The 17,926-nt window shown below is 70.1% G+C and carries 2 protein-coding genes; both read right to left on the reverse strand.

Annotation, left to right across the window (positions count from 1 at the left end; all coding sequences use genetic code 11):
* The coding region (locus ACLBYD_RS28935; RefSeq protein ID WP_447819137.1) for a non-ribosomal peptide synthetase at positions 1 to 1,809 on the reverse strand (1,809 nt) is incomplete at its 3' end.
* Positions 1,810 to 2,278: 469 nt separating this feature from the next.
* Positions 2,279 to 17,923 (reverse strand): amino acid adenylation domain-containing protein, encoded by a 15,645-nt coding sequence (locus tag ACLBYD_RS28940; protein ID WP_447819138.1) that lies wholly within the window; start codon positions 17,921 to 17,923, stop codon positions 2,279 to 2,281.
* Positions 17,924 to 17,926: the final 3 nt, after the last annotated feature.

Consider the following 17,926-nt stretch of genomic DNA (forward strand, 5'->3'; position numbering starts at 1 on the left):
GAGGAACCACATGCGTTGCTGCGCCAACGACAACGGCACCCGCTCCGGACGCCGCCGCGCCGCCAACACCACACTCCCGGCCCCGGCACCGACGGTGTCGATATCGACACGGGCCGCCAACTCCTGCACCGACGACGCCTCGAACACCACCGGCACCGCCACCCGATACCCCAACCGCGCCGACAACCGCGCCACCAACCGCGTCGCCGCCAACGAATTACCACCGAGATCGACGAACGAATCGTCCAACCCGACCCGCTCGACCCCCAGAACCTGCGCGACCTCCTCGGCCACCGCGATCTCCACCGGTGTCCGCGGCGCCCGATACTCGGCCACCTCGAACACCGGCGCCGGCAACGCCGCCCGATCGACCTTCCCCACCGGCGTCAGCGGCACCTCGTCGAGCACCGTCACCGACGACGGCACCATATAACCGGGCAACACCTCCCCCACCGACGCGCGCACCTGCGCCGGATCGAGCACCACCCCCACCTCGGGCACCACATACGACACCAACGCCGACTCCCCCGACGCCAACGCCGCCCCCACCGTCACCGCGAAACCGACCCCCGGCACCGACGACAACACCGCATCGATCTCCCCCAGCTCGATCCGGAAACCCCGGATCTTGACCTGGAAATCACTGCGTCCCACATACTCGAACACCCCATCGCCGCTGCGACGCACCAGATCCCCCGTCCGGTACATCCGGCCACCCGGGGTGAACGGATCGGCCACGAACCGCGCCGCGGTCAACCCGAACCGACCGTGATAACCCCGCGCCACCTGCGCCCCGGCCACATACAACTCACCGACCACACCCTCGGGCACCGGACGCAACCGCTCATCGAGCACGAACGCCCCCACCCCCGCGATCGCCGACCCGATCACCACCGGCGCATCGGGCACCAACTCCGCCGACGAGGTCGCCAGAATCGTCGTCTCCGTCGGACCATAGGCATTGAAGAACCGCCGCCGACCCGGCACCGACCACCGCCGCACCAGATCCGGGGTGAACGACTCGCCCGCCACGACCACCACACGCAGATCGTCCAACCCGGCAGGATCCATCGACCCCAACGCACCCGGCGTCATGAACACATGCGACACCGACTGCGACGCAATCACATCCGCCAGATCCGGACCACCACCGACCCCCGCCGGCGCCACCACCACCGTCGCACCCGCCGAGAACCCCACCCCCAACTCGAGCAACGACACATCGAAACTCGGCGAACACACATGCAACACCCGCGACGAGCCATCGACCCCGAAATGCTCACGCTCGGCCGAAATCACCCCACCGACACCGGCATGCGAGACCACCACACCCTTCGGCCGCCCCGTCGACCCCGAGGTATAGATCATCCACGCCGCATCCGACGGCTCGAGCGAACGCACCCGATCCGCATACGAGACCGGACGCGACGACAACTGCCCCACCTGCGCGGCCACCGACACCTCGTCGACCGCCACCACCGGCACCGACCCCGCCGCCTCGGCCACCACCTGCGCCACCGACGCCACCGTCAACGCCAACACCGCACCCGAATCGGCCACCATGAACTGCACCCGCTCGGCCGGATAACCCGGATCCACCGGCACGAAAGTCGCCCCCGACTTCGCCACCGCCCACAACACCACCACCGACTCGAGCGACCGCGGCACCGCCACCACCACCGCATCCCCCGGCCCCACCCCACGACCGATCAACCACCGCGCCCACCGCGACGACACCGCATCGAGCTCCCGATACGACAACGACCGAGAACCCTCCACCACCGCCACCGCATCACCGGCCGACTCCACCGCCGACACCAACAACTGCGGCAACAACACACCACGACGACCACGGGCGCGCTCGCCGCGCGCCGGGCGTGCAGCGCGCTCGGGGCGTGCGCCACGTTCGGGGCGGGGTGCGCGCTCGGGACGGGGCGCGCGTTCGGGACGCGGTGCCCGGCTGCGGGCACCGTCCTGCGTCTCGGGGGGCTGCGCCTCCGAAGAGAAATCGGACGAAGAGGATGCGTTCACCGGAGAGGCCCCGTTCGAGCTGCCATCGTGTCGTGAACGCATGAAAAAGCCCATACCCTTCGCTTTCGATCCCAACGGTCGCGTCTGCGAACCGAGCAAGCATAGTCACCCGACGGAGACGGGCGAACTTACTCGGCAGTAACCCCATGGGGTTCATCTCTCCGACCACTCCCGACGTTACCGGCGCATCCCGTGGGGACTCGTCCGCCGAGGTGGTGGGGCCATCCGAAACGGCCCCACCACCTCGTCAGTCCAGGTCAGCGAGCCGGTACAGGCGGTGTGCCGCGCCCCACTCCTCGAGCAGCCCGTCGGGGGCGTCGTCCACCACGACGACGGCCGCGAGGTCCTCGAGCGACCCCGGTTCGAGCGTGCTCAGCGACGCCTCGGGCAGGTGCACGTGGGTGACCCACTCGTTGTAGAGCACGCTGTCCAGTGCCGTACCCGACGACGCACCCTCGGGCACGACCACCACGACGGCACCGGTCGCCGTGACGACCAGCGGTTCGAGCGCCACCGCCTCGATGTCGACACCGCCCACCGCGAGACTGCGCGACTCGTAGGTCAGCTCGTACCGATCCCGCAGCGCGCCGATCCTCTCGACCAGTTCGGCGTTCGTGAACGTCCGCGAGGGCAGCACGAGCGCCGGGTCCGCCGAGCCGACCGGATGCAACCGGTCGGCGTAGGTCACCGGATCCGCCGGCTGGGCAGCCAGCTCGTCCCGCACACCGGGCTCGTCGACGACCAGCCAGCCGTCCGCACCGTTCGCGGCGGTGCCGGCGACCGTCAGCCCCAGACCGGCTCCGGCGGGCAGCTGCCCGTCGGCGCGGGTGGGATCGACCGGCGCGATCGCGGCGCCGGTCTTGGCCACCGCCCACTCGGCGACCACGGACTCCACCGAGCGCGGGATCGCGATCGCGACCACGTCGCCGGTGCCGAGGCCCCGGCCGATGAGCAGCCGGGCGAGGCGGGACGACCGTGCGTCGAGTTCCCGGTAGGCGAGCTCCGTCCCCTCACCGCCGACTTCCGGATCGGCCGGGAGCGAGAGCGCCGGCGCCGCCGGATCCTCCTCGACCACCTCGGCGAAGACGGTGGCCAGCGTCCGCGCGCCGGTGTCCACCGCCGCGGTGGACGGTCCGGACTCTGCGACGATGCGGGCGAGTTCCTCCGCGTCGACGAGGTCGATGTCGCCGACCGCCGACTCCGGATCGGCGGCGAACGCGTCGAGCACGCGCACCAGCCGCTCCGAGATGTTCCTGACCTCCGGCTCGGCGAAGAACCGCTCCAGGTACTTGAAGGTCAGGTCGATCTGCGTGTCGGCGACCGTCATGAGGGTGATCGGGTAGTGCGTGGCGTCCTTGACCCCGACCCCGGTGATCGTCATGCCGTCGATCGACCCCGCGGCGTCGGACAGTGCCTCGCGGTCGATCGGGTACGACTCGAACACCAGCAGCGAGTCGAAGCCGATCGGGTTCCCGAGCCGCTGCTCGATCTCGGACAGGCCGACGTAGTGGTGGTCGAGCAGACCGGCCTGTTCGGACTGCAGGCGCTGCAGCAGCTGCGTCACCGACTCGTGCGGATCGACCCGCACGCGCACCGGCAGAGTGTTGATGAACAGGCCGACCATCGACTCGACGCCGGGCAGGTCGGCGGGGCGACCCGAGACCGTGGCACCGAACACGATGTCCGGGTTACCGGTGATGCGGCCGAGCAGCACACCCCAGGCGGCCTGCACGAGCGTGTTCACGGTGACGCCGAGCTCCGTGGCCAGCATCGTCAGCCGGGCGGTGTGATCGGTGTCGACCAGGACGGAGACCTTCGAGATCGTCTCGTTGTCGGGATCGCGCTGGACCGGTGCGATCACCGTCGGCTCGGAGAGCCCCTGGAGGGTCTGTGCCCACGCGTCGAGCGAGGCGGCGTGGTCCTGCTCGGCGAGCCATGCGAGGAAGTTCCGGTAGGAACGCACGCGCGGCAGCACCGTGCGGTCTCCGCGCAGCACGTACAGGGCCATGAGGTCCTGCATGAGCAGCGGCATCGACCAGCCGTCGAGGAGGATGTGGTGGCTCGTCACCGCCAGGTGGTAGCGATCCGACCCGGACCTCACGAGCAGGAACCGCATGAGCGGTGCCGTCTCCATGTCGAATCGCCGGGCCTGCTCGTCGGCCAGCACGTCCGCGAGTTCGGCCTCTCGGACGTCGTCCGCGCGATCGGTGAGATCGACCGTCCGCCACGGCAGTTCGACCTCGTCGAGCACGAGCTGCAGCGACTGCCCCTCGTCGTCGGTGACGAACGCGGTGCGGAGGTTCGGGTACCGGTCGAGCAGTGCCTGTCCCGCGTCCCGCAGACGGTCGGGATCCACCGCGCCCTCGAGGTCGAGGACCGCCTGCATCGTGTAGACGTCGACGCGCTCGTCGATCGTCATCGATGCGTGGAAGAGCAGACCGGTCTGCAACGGCGACAGCGGCCACACGTCGATCAGCGACGGGTAGCGCTGCTCCCACGTCTCGATCTCCTTCTGGTCGATGTCGACCAGCGGCAGATCGGACGGGGTCAGGCCACCTGCGGCCGGCGACGCGGCGTGCCGCGCGAGTGCGCTCAACGCCTCGAGCCAGTGCTGCGCGAGTTCGTCGACGTCGTCGCGGTCCAGCAGACCCGCCGGGAAGGCGATGTTCGCCCCGAGCTGCGGGCCGTCCGCACCGTCGGAGACTACGGCGTTGATGTCCACGCTCGCGTTGGCGGGCATGTCGGCATCCTGGGTCACGTCGAGCTTGCCCAGCGCGTCGGTGGGCGCCCAGCCGATCTCGGCGAGTCCCTCCGGCACGTCCGCCGAGGAGACCCGGCCCAGGTAGTTGAAGCTGACCTGCGGCGAGCGTGCTATCTCGGCCAGGCGCGCCGACGATTCCGGATCGAGGTAACGCAGCAGACCGAAGCCCATGCCCTTGTCCGGAATCCCGCGCAGCTGCTCCTTGACGGCCTTGACCGCCGAACCCATCGCGGCACCGCCGGCGAAGGCGTCGTCGACGTCCACACCGGCGAGGTCGACCCTCACCGGGTAGGCACTGGTGAACCAGCCGACCGTCCGCGACAGGTCGGCACCCGGCACCACGGCCTCCTCACGACCGTGACCCTCGAACTTCACGAGGGCGGACGAGGATTCGACGCCGCGGTCGCGGCGCCAGCGCACCATCGCCAGTCCGAGCGCGGCCACCAGACCGTCGGCGACACCGCCGCGGAACAGGGACGGCACCGACGTCAGCAACGCATCGGTGTCGGCCGCCGGGACGGAGATCTCCAGTCGCTGCACTGTCGCCATCGTGTCGACGGCGGGATCGAACGGGCGGGCGCCCAGGTCCGGATCCGGTCCCTCGAGGATCCGTTCCCACAGCGGCAGTTCGCTCCGTCGCGACGGAGCCGCTTCGACGAGGCCGTGGGCCCAGCGGCGCAGCGACGTCCCGACCGCCTCGAGCTGCGGCTCCTGACCGGAGACGATCCGGCCCCAGGACAGCCCGAGGTCCGGCAGCAGGATGCGCCACGACACACCGTCCACCACGAGGTGGTGGGCGACGACCGTGAGGATTCCCGGGCGGGTGTCGCCGAGGTCGAACCACAGGAAGCGGATCACGGAACCGCTCGACGGATCGAGACGGCCGAGGGCCGCGTCGATCTCGCGGTTGGCGATCTCCGTCAGCTCGGCGTCGTCGACGTCCGGGGACAGTTCGACGCGGTCGAGGATCGCTCCGGGTTCGACCGTGCCGGCCGCGCGGACCCGCAGGACGTGCGTGCCGTCGGCACCGCGTTCGAGGATCGAGCGCAGCGCGTCGTGATGGTCGATCACCGCGCCGATGGTGCGGGTCAGCACGTCCCGGTCGATGCCCTGCGGCAGCGTGACGGACACGAGCTGCGAGAACCGGTCGAAGCCGCCGGGCCAGCCGAGCACGTCGCGCATGATCGGCGTGAGCGGCACCTCGCCGACACCGCCACCGGGCAGCTCGGTCAGGCGGACGGGGCCGGAACTCTCCGCCCGCGTGGCGACCTCCGCGAGGCCCGCCACCGAACGACGCTCGAAGACGTCGCGCGGCGTGAACACCACACCCCGGGCCTTCGCCCGCGACACCAACTGGATCGACACGATGCTGTCGCCACCGAGCGCGAAGAACGACTCGTCGACACTCACCTTGTCCAGATGCAGAACCTCCGCGAAGACCTCCGCGATGATCTGCTCGACCTCGCTCTCGGCAGCGCGGTACTCGCGCTCCTCGATCACCGGCTCCGGCAGAGCATCACGATCGAGCTTGCCCACCGGCGTCAGCGGCACCTCGTCGAGCACCACGATCGCCGACGGCACCATGTGCGGCGGCAACGACCGCGACACGAACTCCGTCAGCTCCGCCGTGTCGACCGTCCGGCCGCGGACGGGCAGCACGTACGACACCAGCACCGTGGCACCCGAGCCGGTCGTGCGGCCCAGGGTCGCCGCGAAGTCCACCGTTTCGTGTTCGGTCAGCGCCGCGTCGATCTCGCCGAGTTCGATGCGGAAACCGCGCACCTTGACCTGGAAGTCGCTGCGGCCGACGAATTCGAGTTCGACGGGGCCGCCGTCGAACGAGCGCCAGCGCACCACGTCGCCGGTGCGGTACATGCGGGATCCGTCGGCGCTGTACGGGTTGGCGACGAAGCGCTCCGAGGTCAGGCCGCTGCGACCGTGGTAGCCGCGTGCGAGTGCACCACCGGCCATGTACAGCTCACCGGCGACACCCTCGGGCACCGGCTGGAGCCGGGCGTCGAGGACGAGCGCGGAGACCCCGTGCGTGGGATTGCCGATGGTGATCGGTCGTCCCGGTTGCAGCTTGCCGAAGGACGAGATGATCGTCGTCTCGGTCGGGCCGTAGCCGTTGAAGTACTTCCGTCCCGGCGCCCACCGCGCGAGCAGTTCGGGCGTGGTGACGTCGCCGCCGACGGAGACCACCTCGAGGCTGTCGATGCCGGTCGGATCCATCGTGCCCAGCACCGCGGGCGTGATGATCGTGTGGGTCACGCGCTCGGTCTTCAGCAGCTCGGCGAGATCCGGGCCCCCGATGATCCCGGCGGGCACGATCACCAGGGTGGCGCCGCTGGAGAACGCCGCCATCCACTCGAGCACCGACGGGTCGAAGCTCGGCGAGCAGATGTGCAGGAAGCGGTGGCCGGCACGCAGGTGGTAGAGATCCACCGCGGTGTCGACCACTCCCCCGAGTCCGGTGTGCGTGACGACGACACCCTTCGGTCGACCGGTCGAACCCGACGTGTAGATCACGTAGGCCGGCTGGTCGAGCCGGATCGGGCGCAGTCGCTCGGCGTCGGTGATCGGATCGGCCGACCGTGCCTCGAGTGCGGCGGCGGTCTCCGCCGAGTCGAGCACGAGCCAGTCGGCCTCGTCCGGCAGGCCGTCGATGTGCGCGCCGCCTGTGATGCCCAGTGCCGCACCGGAATCGGACAGCATGTAACGCACGCGGTCGGCCGGATAGGTCGGGTCGACCGGCAGGTGTGCGGCGCCGGTCTTCGCGATCGCCCACACGCTCAGCACCATCTCGTACGACCGCGGGTACGCGACCGCGACGATGTTCTCCGGTCCGACACCACGCTCGATGAGCAGGCGTGCCAGCCGCGACGAGGTCTCGTCGAGTTCCCGGTAGGTGATCGAGCGGCCCTCGTAGCGCACCGCCACGGCGTCGGGGTCCATCGCGACCCCGGTCGTGAGGATGTCGGTGAGGCTTCCCCCGGCACTGACACGGTCGCCGTGGACGTGGGTGAGTCGGTCGAACTCGTCAGCGTCGAGGATCGCCAGGTCGCCGACGGGCGCCTGCGGATCGTCCAACGCACCGGTGAGCAGCATCGAGAACCTGCGCGCGAACTCCTCGACGGTCCGCCGATCGAACAGGGCCGTCGCATAGGAGAACTCGGCTCCGATGCCGGCGGGCTCGCCCGTCTCGTCGTACTGCTCGCGCAGCGTCAGGGACAGGTCGAACTTCGCGGTGTCGACGTCGAAGGGGACACCCGAGACCGTCAGGCCCGGGAGTTCGAGACCGGCCGACGGCAGGTTCTCGAACGACAGCGCCACCTGGAACAGCGGGTGGCGGGCGGTCGACCGCTCCGGCGCGAGGATCTCCACGAGCCGCTCGAACGGGATGTCCGCGTGGGCGAACGCCTCGAGGTCGGTCTCCCGGATCCGGGCGAGCAGATCGGTGAAGCTCTCCCCGCCGTCCACCCGGCTGCGCAGCACGAGCGTGTTGACGAACATGCCGATCATGTCGTCGAGTTCGTGCTCGCCACGGCCCGCGATCGGGGTACCGATCGCGACGTCGTCGGTGTCCGCCATGCGGGCGAGGAACACCGCGAGCGCGGTGTGCATCACCATGAACATCGTCGTGCCGGTCCGGCGTGCGAGTTCGGCGACCACGCGGTGCGTCTGCGCGTCGATCGTGAGTCCGACCGTGCCGCCGGCGAACGACTGCACCGGCGGGCGCGGACGGTCCATCGGCAGGTTCAGCTCGTCCGGAAGTCCGGCGAGGGCGTCCTGCCAGTACGCCGCCTGGGCGGACAGCACGCTCTCGGGATCGTCCTCGGAGCCGAGCACCTGGCGCTGCCACACCGCGAAGTCGGCGTACTGCACCGGCAGCGGCGTCCAGCCCGGTTCCTCCCCGTGTGCACGGGAGAGATAGGCGGTCATGACGTCCCGGGTCAGCGGAGCCATCGACCAGCCGTCGGCACTGATGTGGTGGACGACGAAGACCAGCACGTGGTCGGTCTCGCTCAGGCGCAGCAGCGCCACCCGCAGCGGCAACTCCGCGGTGACGTCGAAACCGGTGGTGACGATCTCGCGGATCCGATCCGGCACGTCCGCCGGATCGACGTCCTCGGCGACGACCTGCGGTGCCGCATCGGCCGTGGGCAGGACGAGCTGGTAGGGACGCCCGTCGTCCTCCGGGTAGATCGTGCGCAGCACCTCGTGACGGTCGAGCATGTCGCGGACCGCCGCCTGCAGGGCCTCGACGTCGAGCGCCCCGGTGAGCCGCACGGCGACCGGCAGGTTGTCGGCGGCCGACGAGTTGTCGAAGCGGTTGAGGAACCACATGCGTTGCTGCGCGAGCGACAGCGGGATGCGGTCGGTGCGCGGCTGCGGCACGAGCGGGGCACGCCCGGTCGTACCGGCCTGCCGTTCGGCGTGCGCGGCGAGCGCCTCGACGGTCGAGGCCTCGAACAGGGCCCGCACGGGGACCCGGACGTCGAGCGCGGATCCGAGGCGGGCGACGAGCTGCGTGGCGATCAGCGAGTTGCCGCCGAGCGCGAAGAAGTCGTCGTCGAGACCCACGCGGTCGACGCCGAGCACGTCGGCGAAGGTGCCCGCCACGATCTCCTCGACCGGCGTGCGCGGTGCGCGGAACTCGCGCACCTCGAAGGTCGGCGCGGGCAGCGCCTTGCGGTCGAGCTTGCCCGAGGTGTTGAGCGGGAACTCGTCGAGCACCACCACGGCGGCGGGCACCATGTACGACGGCAGGGAGCCGGAGACGAACTCGATCAGCGCACCACTGTCGATCTCGTGGCCCGGCACCGGCACGACATAGCCGGCGAGCTGGTCGCCGGTCTGGGTCTGGGCCACGAGGACCGCGGCCTGGTTGACCGATTCGTGTGCCAGCAGGGCGGTCTCGATCTCGCCGAGCTCGATGCGCTGACCGCGGAACTTCACCTGGAAGTCGGTGCGGCCGATGTACTCGAGCTCGCCGTCGCCGTTCCACGTCACCAGGTCGCCGGTGCGGTACATCCGGTCGCCCGGTGCGCCGAAGGGGTTGGCGACGAACCGGTCGGACGTGAGATCGGGTCGCCGGACGTAGCCGCGCGCGAGCTGGACACCCGCGAGGTAGAGCTCACCCGGGACACCCACCGGCACCGGCCGCAGACGACCGTCGAGCACGTATGCGCGGACGTTCCACTCGGGCACACCGATCGGCACGACGTCGACCGGCCCCTCGGCGGGCGCCTGCCAGTAGGTGGCCGAGACCGCGGCCTCGGTCGGTCCGTAGAGGTTGTCGATGTCCGCGGAGCTGATCCGGCGCACACCGTCGATCGTCTCGGGCGGCAGGGCCTCACCGATGACGAAGATGTCGCGCAGCGTGCTGCACGAGGCGGCGTCGGCGTGCGCGGCGAAGACGGTGAGCATCGACGGCACGAAGTCGGTGATGGTCACCTTCTCGCGGGCGATGACCTCCGACAGGTAGGCCGGGTCGCGGTGGCCGTCGGGGGTGGCGATCACGAGCTTCGCGCCCACGCTCAGCGGCATGAAGAAGCCCCACAGCGACACGTCGAAGGTCGTCGCGGTCTTCTGGAAGTACACGTCCTCCGAGGTCATCTCGAATTCGTGCAGCATCCACTCCGTCTGGTTGACGATCGCGCGGTGCGTCACGGCCACGCCCTTCGGCCGTCCGGTGGAACCGGAGGTGAAGATCGCGTAGGCGGTGTTGTCGGGACGCAGCGACGAGAGCCGGTCCTCGTCGCGAATCGGTGTCGCCGGCACGTCCGCGAGGTCGAGACGGTCGATCTCCACCGCGTCGACGGCGATGCCCGACGGGATCTCGAACTCGTCGCGCGCCGTGGTCACGATGCACACCGGGTCCGCGGTGTCGAGGATGTGGCGGATGCGATCGGCCGGATGATCCGGGTCGATCGGCACCCAGGCGCCGCCGGCCCGCACGATCGCGTACATGCCCACGAGCAGTTCCGTCGAGCGGCGGACGGCGAGGCCGACCAGCGACTCCGGTCCCACGCCGCGGCCGATCAGGTGCCGGGCGAGACGGTTGACCCGCGCGTCGAACTCGGCGTAGGTCAGTTCCTCGCCCTCGTAGGAGAGGGCGACCGCATCCGGGGTGCGCGCCACCTGCGCGTCGAAACGCGTGGTCAGCAGCGCGGTCCCGTCGAGGTCGTGATCGGAGTCGTTCCACGCGTGGAGGATCCGGTCGAGTTCCTCGGAACCGAGCAGCGCGATGTCGCCGACCGGCATCTCCGGCTGCTGCGCCATCGCCTCGAGTGCACGGACGAAACGCTCGACGAGCGTCTCGACCTGGTCGCGGTCGAACAGTGCTCGCTGGTAACGCAGTTCGACCTCGAGCGCGGACCGCAGGTGCACGAACAGGCTCAGCGGGTAGTGGGTCGCGTCGTGGGTGCCCACACCCGTGACGGCCATGCCGTCGATGGAGGCGGACTGCTCGGCGAGGGCCTCCTCGTCGAGCGGGTACGACTCGAACACGGTGAGCGTATCGAAGGCGACCGACGGACTCGTCGCCCGCTGGATCTCGGTGAGTCCGAGATGGTGGTGGCCGAGCAGTGCGGCCTGCTCGCCCTGCAGGCGTTCGAGGAACGCCGAGACGGACTCGTCCGGATCGAAGGCGACCCGCACGGGCAGCGTGTTGATGAACAGCCCGACCATCGACTCCACACCGGGCAGGTCGGCGGGGCGACCCGAGACCGTGGCGCCGAAGACGACGTCCTCGGCACCGGTGAGGCGGCCGAGCAGCACGCCCCAGGCGGCCTGCACGAGCGTGTTCACCGTGACACCGAGGCGCGCGGCGGCGCCGCTGACGGCGGCCAGTCGCTCGGCGTCGAGTTCGACCTTCACCCGGTCGTCGCCCTGCAGTCCGGGATGGCGCGGGGTCTGCGGGGCGAGCAGCGTCGGCTCCTCGAAGCCGGCGAAGGTCTGCGCCCACGCCTCGCGGGAGGACTCGCGGTCGCGGGCGGTGACCCATTCGAGGAAGGAGCGGTACGAGCGCACCCGCGGCAGCAGGGACACCTCTCCCCTGGTCGCGTACAGGGCCATGAGGTCCTGCATGAGCAGCGGCATCGACCAGCCGTCGACCAGGACGTGGTGGGTGGTCACGCCGAGCTGGTAGCGGCCGTCGCCGAGGTGCACGAGGACGAACCGCATGAGCGGTCCGGTGTCCATGACGAAGCGGCGTGCCTCCTCGTCCTTCCAGAACGGCACCGTGGCGGTGACGCCGTCCGCGGCGACCTCGGCGGACATGTCGACGGTGCGCCACGGCACCTGCACGTCGTCGAGGACGAGCTGCACCGAGTCGCCGTCGGCGTCGGTCACGAAGACCGTCCGCAGGTTGGCGTGCCGGTCGAGCAGCGCCTGCGCGGCGCGGTGGAGCCGCTCGGGATCCACCTCTCCCTCGAGGTCGAGGACGGCCTGCATCGTGTAGACGTCGACGTCGTCCTCGCCGGTCATCAACGCGTGGAAGAGCAGACCGGACTGCAGCGGCGACAGCGGCCACACGTCCGCCAGCGACGGGTAGCGAACGTGCCAACGGTCGAGATCGGCCTGGGTGACCGACACGAGCGGCACGTCGGAGGGCGTGAGCCCACCGGCGGTGGGGTCGGCGGCGTGAGTGACGAGCGCCGCGAGGGCGGCCCGCCAGTGCTGCACGAACTCGTCGACGTCCTCGCGGTCGAACAGACCCGTGGGGAAGGCGATGTTCGCGCCGAGCTGCGGGCCGTCCGCGCCGTCGTTGACGATCGCGTTGATGTCGATCGCCGCGCTCGCGGGCATGTCGGCGTCGAGGGCGGCGTCGACGCGTCCCAGCGCGTCGGTCGGGGCCCAGCCGATCTCGGCGAGTTCCTCCGGCACGTCCGCGGAGGACACGCGGCCGAGGTAGTTGAAGCTGATCTGCGGTGAGCGTGCGATGGCGGCGAGCCGTGCCGACGATTCCGGATCGAGGTAGCGCAGCAGACCGAAGCCCATGCCCTTGTCCGGGATGGCCAGCAGCTGTTCCTTGACGGCCTTGACCGCCGCACCCATCGCGGCACCACCGGAGACGGCGTCGTCGACGTCGATGCCGACGAGGTCGACCCTCACCGGGTAGGCGCTGGTGAACCAGCCGACCGTCCGGGACAGGTCGGCGCCCGGCACCACGGATTCCTCGCGGCCGTGGCCCTCGAACTTCACGAGGGCGGAGGAGGATTCGATGCCGCGGTCGCGGCGCCAGCTCACGAGTGCCAGTCCGAGCGCGGCCACCAGACCGTCGGCGACACCGCCGCGGAACAGGGCCGGCACCGTGGTGAGCAGTGCATCGGTCTGCGCGGCGTCGAGATTCATCTCGATGCGTTCGACGGTGGAGGTGACGTCGACGGCGGGGTCGAAGGGACGCTCGCCGAGCAGCGGGTCCGGTCCCTCGAGGATCCGTTCCCACAGCGGCAGTTCCGACCGGCGCTGTGCCGCGGCATCCACGAGGCCGTGGGCCCAGCGGCGCAGCGACGTCCCGACGGCCTCGAGCCGCGGCTGCTCACCGGAGACGATCTGTCCCCAGGCCAGACCGAGGTCGGGCAGCAGGATGCGCCACGACACGCCGTCCATCACCAGGTGGTGGGCGACGATGAGGAGCACGCCGCGACGTTCGGCCGAGCCGAAGTCGAACCACACGAATCGCAGTACCGACCCGGCGAACGGGTCGAGTGCTCCGAGCGCGGAATCGAGCTCGCGGGAGGCGATCTCGGTGAGCTCGGCGTCGTCGACGTCGGCCGCGACCTCGACCCGCGTCAGCAGGGCATCCGGGTCCACGGTGCTCGCGGAGCGGACCCGCAGGGTCACCTCTCCGTCGGCATCGCGTTCGAGGATCGAGCGCAGCGCGTCGTGATGGTCGACGACCGCACCGNCGATGGTGCGGGTCAGCACGTCCCGGTCGATGTCGGCCGGGAGGGTTACGGCGACGGTCTGCGAGAAGCGGTCGAAGCCGCCGGGCCAGCCGAGGACCTCGCGCATGATCGGGGTGAGCGGCACGTCGCCGACACCGCCGCCGGGGAGTTCCTCGAGTCGCACCGCCTGCGTCTCGTCGGCGCGGGTGGCGACCTCGGCGAGGCCCGCCACCGAACGACGCTCGAAGACGTCGCGCGGCGTGAACACGACACCCCGGGCCTTCGCCCGCGACACGAGCTGGATCGACACGATGCTGTCGCCACCGAGCGCGAAGAACGACTCGTCGACACTCACCTTGTCCAGATGCAGGACCTCCGCGAAGACCTCCGCGATGATCTGCTCGACCTCACTCTCCGCAGCCCGGTACTCGCGTTCCTCGATCACCGGCTCCGGCAGAGCATCACGATCGAGCTTGCCCACCGGCGTCAGCGGCACCTCGTCGAGCACCACGATCGCCGACGGCACCATGTGCGGCGGCAACGACCGCGCCACGAACTCGGTCAGCTGTGCGGTGTCGATCGTGCGGCCGCGGACGGGCAGCACGTACGACACGAGGACGGTCGCACCGGACGGGGTGGACCGACCCACCGTCGTCGCCCAGTTCACCGACTCGTGTGCGCTGAGGACCGCGTCGATCTCCCCGAGTTCGATGCGGAAACCGCGCACCTTGACCTGGAAGTCGCTGCGGCCGACGAACTCGATCTCGAGCCGGTCCTCGACGGGCCGCCACCGGACGACGTCGCCGGTGCGGTACATGCGGTCGCCGGGTTCGCCGTAGGGATTGGGGACGAACCGCTCGGCGGTCAGCGCGTTGCGGCGGTGGTAGCCGCGAGCGAGTGCCCGGCCGGCCACGTAGAGCTCACCCGCCATGCCGGCGGCGACGGGCCGCAGACGCGAGTCGAGCACGAGAGCGGTCATGCCCACGATGGGTTCGCCGATGGTGATCGGACGTCCGGGTTCCATCTCACCGAAGGTCGACACGATGGTCGCCTCGGTCGGGCCGTAGGCGTTGACGTAGGTGGTGCGCTGCGACCATTCGGCCAGCAGTTCCGGCGTCGTCACGTCGCCACCGACGGAGAGCACCTCGAAGCTGTCGATGCCCGTGGAGTCCATCGTGCCGAGCACCGCCGGCGTGATGATCGTGTGGGTCACGCGTTCGGTCTTCAGCAGCTCGGCGAGATCCGGACCGCCGATGATCCCGGCGGGCACGATCACGAGCGTCGCGCCGAATGCGAAGGCCGCCATCCACTCGAGCACCGACGGGTCGAAGCTCGGCGAGCAGATCTGCAGGAACCGCGATTCGGAGGTCACCCCGTACAGATCGGTGACCATGTCCTTCAGGCCCGCCAGACCCGTGTGGGTGACGACGACGCCCTTGGGCTTGCCGGTCGACCCCGAGGTGTAGATCAGGTAGGCGGGGTGGTGGACCCGGATCGGGCGTACCCGGTCGGCGTCGGTGATCGGTGCGGCGGAGCGGGATTCGATGTCCGCGGCGAACGCCGGGCCGTCGAGCAGCAGCCATTCCGCGTCGTCGGGCAGTCCGCCGACGAACTCGGACGACGTGATACCCAGGGTGGCACCGGAGTCGTCGAGCATGTAGCGCACGCGGTCGGCCGGATAGGTCGGGTCGACGGGGACGTGCGCCGCACCGGACTTGGCCACGGCCATGACGGTGACCGTCATGTCGTACGAGCGCGGGAACGACACGGCCACGAAGTTCTCCGGGCCGATGCCGCGATCGATCAGCACCCGCGCGAGCTTCGACGAGGTCTCGTCGAGTTCGCGGTAGGTGATCGACCGTCCTTCGTACCGCACCGCGACGGCGTCGGGATCCATCGCGACCCCGCGCGTGAGGAACTCGGCAAGGGTGCTCGGTTCGGTGATGACGTCGTGTCCGCGCATCGCCGTGAGCTGCGCGAACTCGTCGTCGGCGAGCAGCGGCAGGTCGCCGACCGGTGCGCGGTCGTCCGTGAGGATGCCGCCGACCAGTCGCGTGAACCGCTCGGCGAAACGCTGGATCGTGCTCTCGTCGAAGAGTGCACTGGCGTAGGAGAACTCGGCGGACAGGCCGGCGGGTGCGCCGGATCCGTCGATGTGTTCGCGCAGGGTCAGGCCCAGGTCGAACTTCGCGGTGTCGACCTCGAACGGGACGCCGGAGACGGTGAGCTCGGGCAGTTCCAGAGCGGTCTCGGGGAGGTTCTCGAACGACAGGACCACCTGGAACAGCGGGTGGCGTGCCGTCGACCGCTCGGGGTTGAGGATCTCCACGAGCCGCTCGAACGGGATGTCGGCATGGGCGAACGCCTCGAGGTCGGCCTCGCGCACCCGGGCGAGCAGGTCGGAGAAGCCCTCACCCGTGTCCACCCGGCTGCGCAGCACGAGGGTGTTGACGAACATGCCGATCAGGTCGTCGACCTCGGCCTCACCGCGACCCGCGATGGGCGTGCCGATCGCGACGTCGTCGGTGTCGGTCATCCGTGCGAGGAAGACCGCCAGCGCGGTGTGCACGACCATGAACATCGTCGTGCCGGTCCGCCGCGCGAGCGCCGCGAGACCGCGGTGCGTGTCGGCGTCGAGGAGGAAGTCGACCTTGCCGCCGGCGAAGGACTGCACCGCGGGACGCGGCCGGTCCATCGGCAGGTTCAGCTCGTCCGGGAGCCCGGCGAGGGTGCGCTTCCAGAAGTCGGCCTGCGCCGCGAGCAGGCTCGCGGCATCGTCCTCGTCGCCGAGCACCTCGCGTTGCCAGATCGCGAAGTCGGCGTACTGCACGGGCAGCGGTGCCCAGCCGGGAGCCTCGCCCTCGGCGCGGGACATGTAGGCCGTCATGACGTCGCGGGTCAGCGGCGAGATGGACCAGCCGTCGGCGCTGATGTGATGGACGACGAAGACCAGCACATGATCGCGCTCGGAGAGCTCGAACAGTCGTGCGCGCAGCGGGATCTCGGTGGTGACGTCGAACCCGCGGGAGACGGCCGCCGTCACCTTCTGCAGCAGGTCGTCCTCGGTGGCCGATTCGACGTCGATGTCGGGCGCGGCCTCCGCGACCGGGAGGATCAGCTGGTAGGGCTGTCCGTCGATCTCGGGATAGATGGTGCGGAGCACCTCGTGCCGGGTGAGCAGGTCCTGGACCGCTGCCTGCAGCGCACCGAGGTCGAGTGCCCCGATCAACCGGACCGCCACCGGGATGTTGTTGACCGACGACTCGGTGTCGAAGCGGTTGAGGAACCACATGCGCTGCTGCGCGAGCGACAGCGGCACACGCTCGGGCCGCGGCTGCGGCACCAGCGGCGGACGTGCCGCCGCACCGGTGTGCTGCTCGGCCGCGACGGCGAGCGCCACGACACTGGGGGCCTCGAACAGCACGCGCACGGGGACGCGGGTGTCGAGTGCCGCGCCGATCCGCGAGACGACCTGGGTGGCGAGCAGCGAGTTGCCGCCGAGTTCGAAGAAGTCGTCGTCCACACCCACGCGGGTGAGGCCGAGGACGTCGGCGAACACGCCGGCGACGATCTCCTCGACCGGGGTGCTCGGGGCGCGGAATTCGCGGGTCTCGAAGACCGGCTCGGGCAGGGCCCTGCGGTCGAGCTTGCCGTTGACGTTCAGCGGCAGCGCGTCGAGCGTCACGAACGCCGACGGCACCATGTACGACGGCACCTGCGTCGCCAGTTCGCTCCTGACCGTCGCCACGTCGAGGGTGTCGGCTTCGATGGGTACGACGTACGCAACCAACTGGGTGCCGACCCGCTCGTCCTCACGGGCGATGACCGCGACATCACGCAGCACATCGATCGCACGCAGGGCGGATTCGATCTCACCGAGCTCGATACGGAACCCACGCACCTTCACCTGGAAGTCCGTGCGCGACAGGTAGTCCAACTGCCCGTCGCGGGTCCAGCGCACCAGGTCGCCCGTACGGTACAGACGCTCCCCGTCACCGAACGGCGAGGCGACGAACCGCTCCGCGCTCAGATCCGGGCGCCCGAAGTAACCACGTGCGAGCTGCGCACCGGCCAGATACAACTCGCCGGCGACGCCGGCCGGAACCGGATGCAGACGCTCGTCGAGCACGTAGACACGGGTGTTCCACTCGGGCACACCGATCGGCACCGACGCACCGGAGGTGTCGGTGACATCACCGGCGGTGACGGACACCGCGGCCTCGGTCGGGCCGTACAGGTT

Source organism: Rhodococcus sp. C26F (assembly GCF_053345925.1).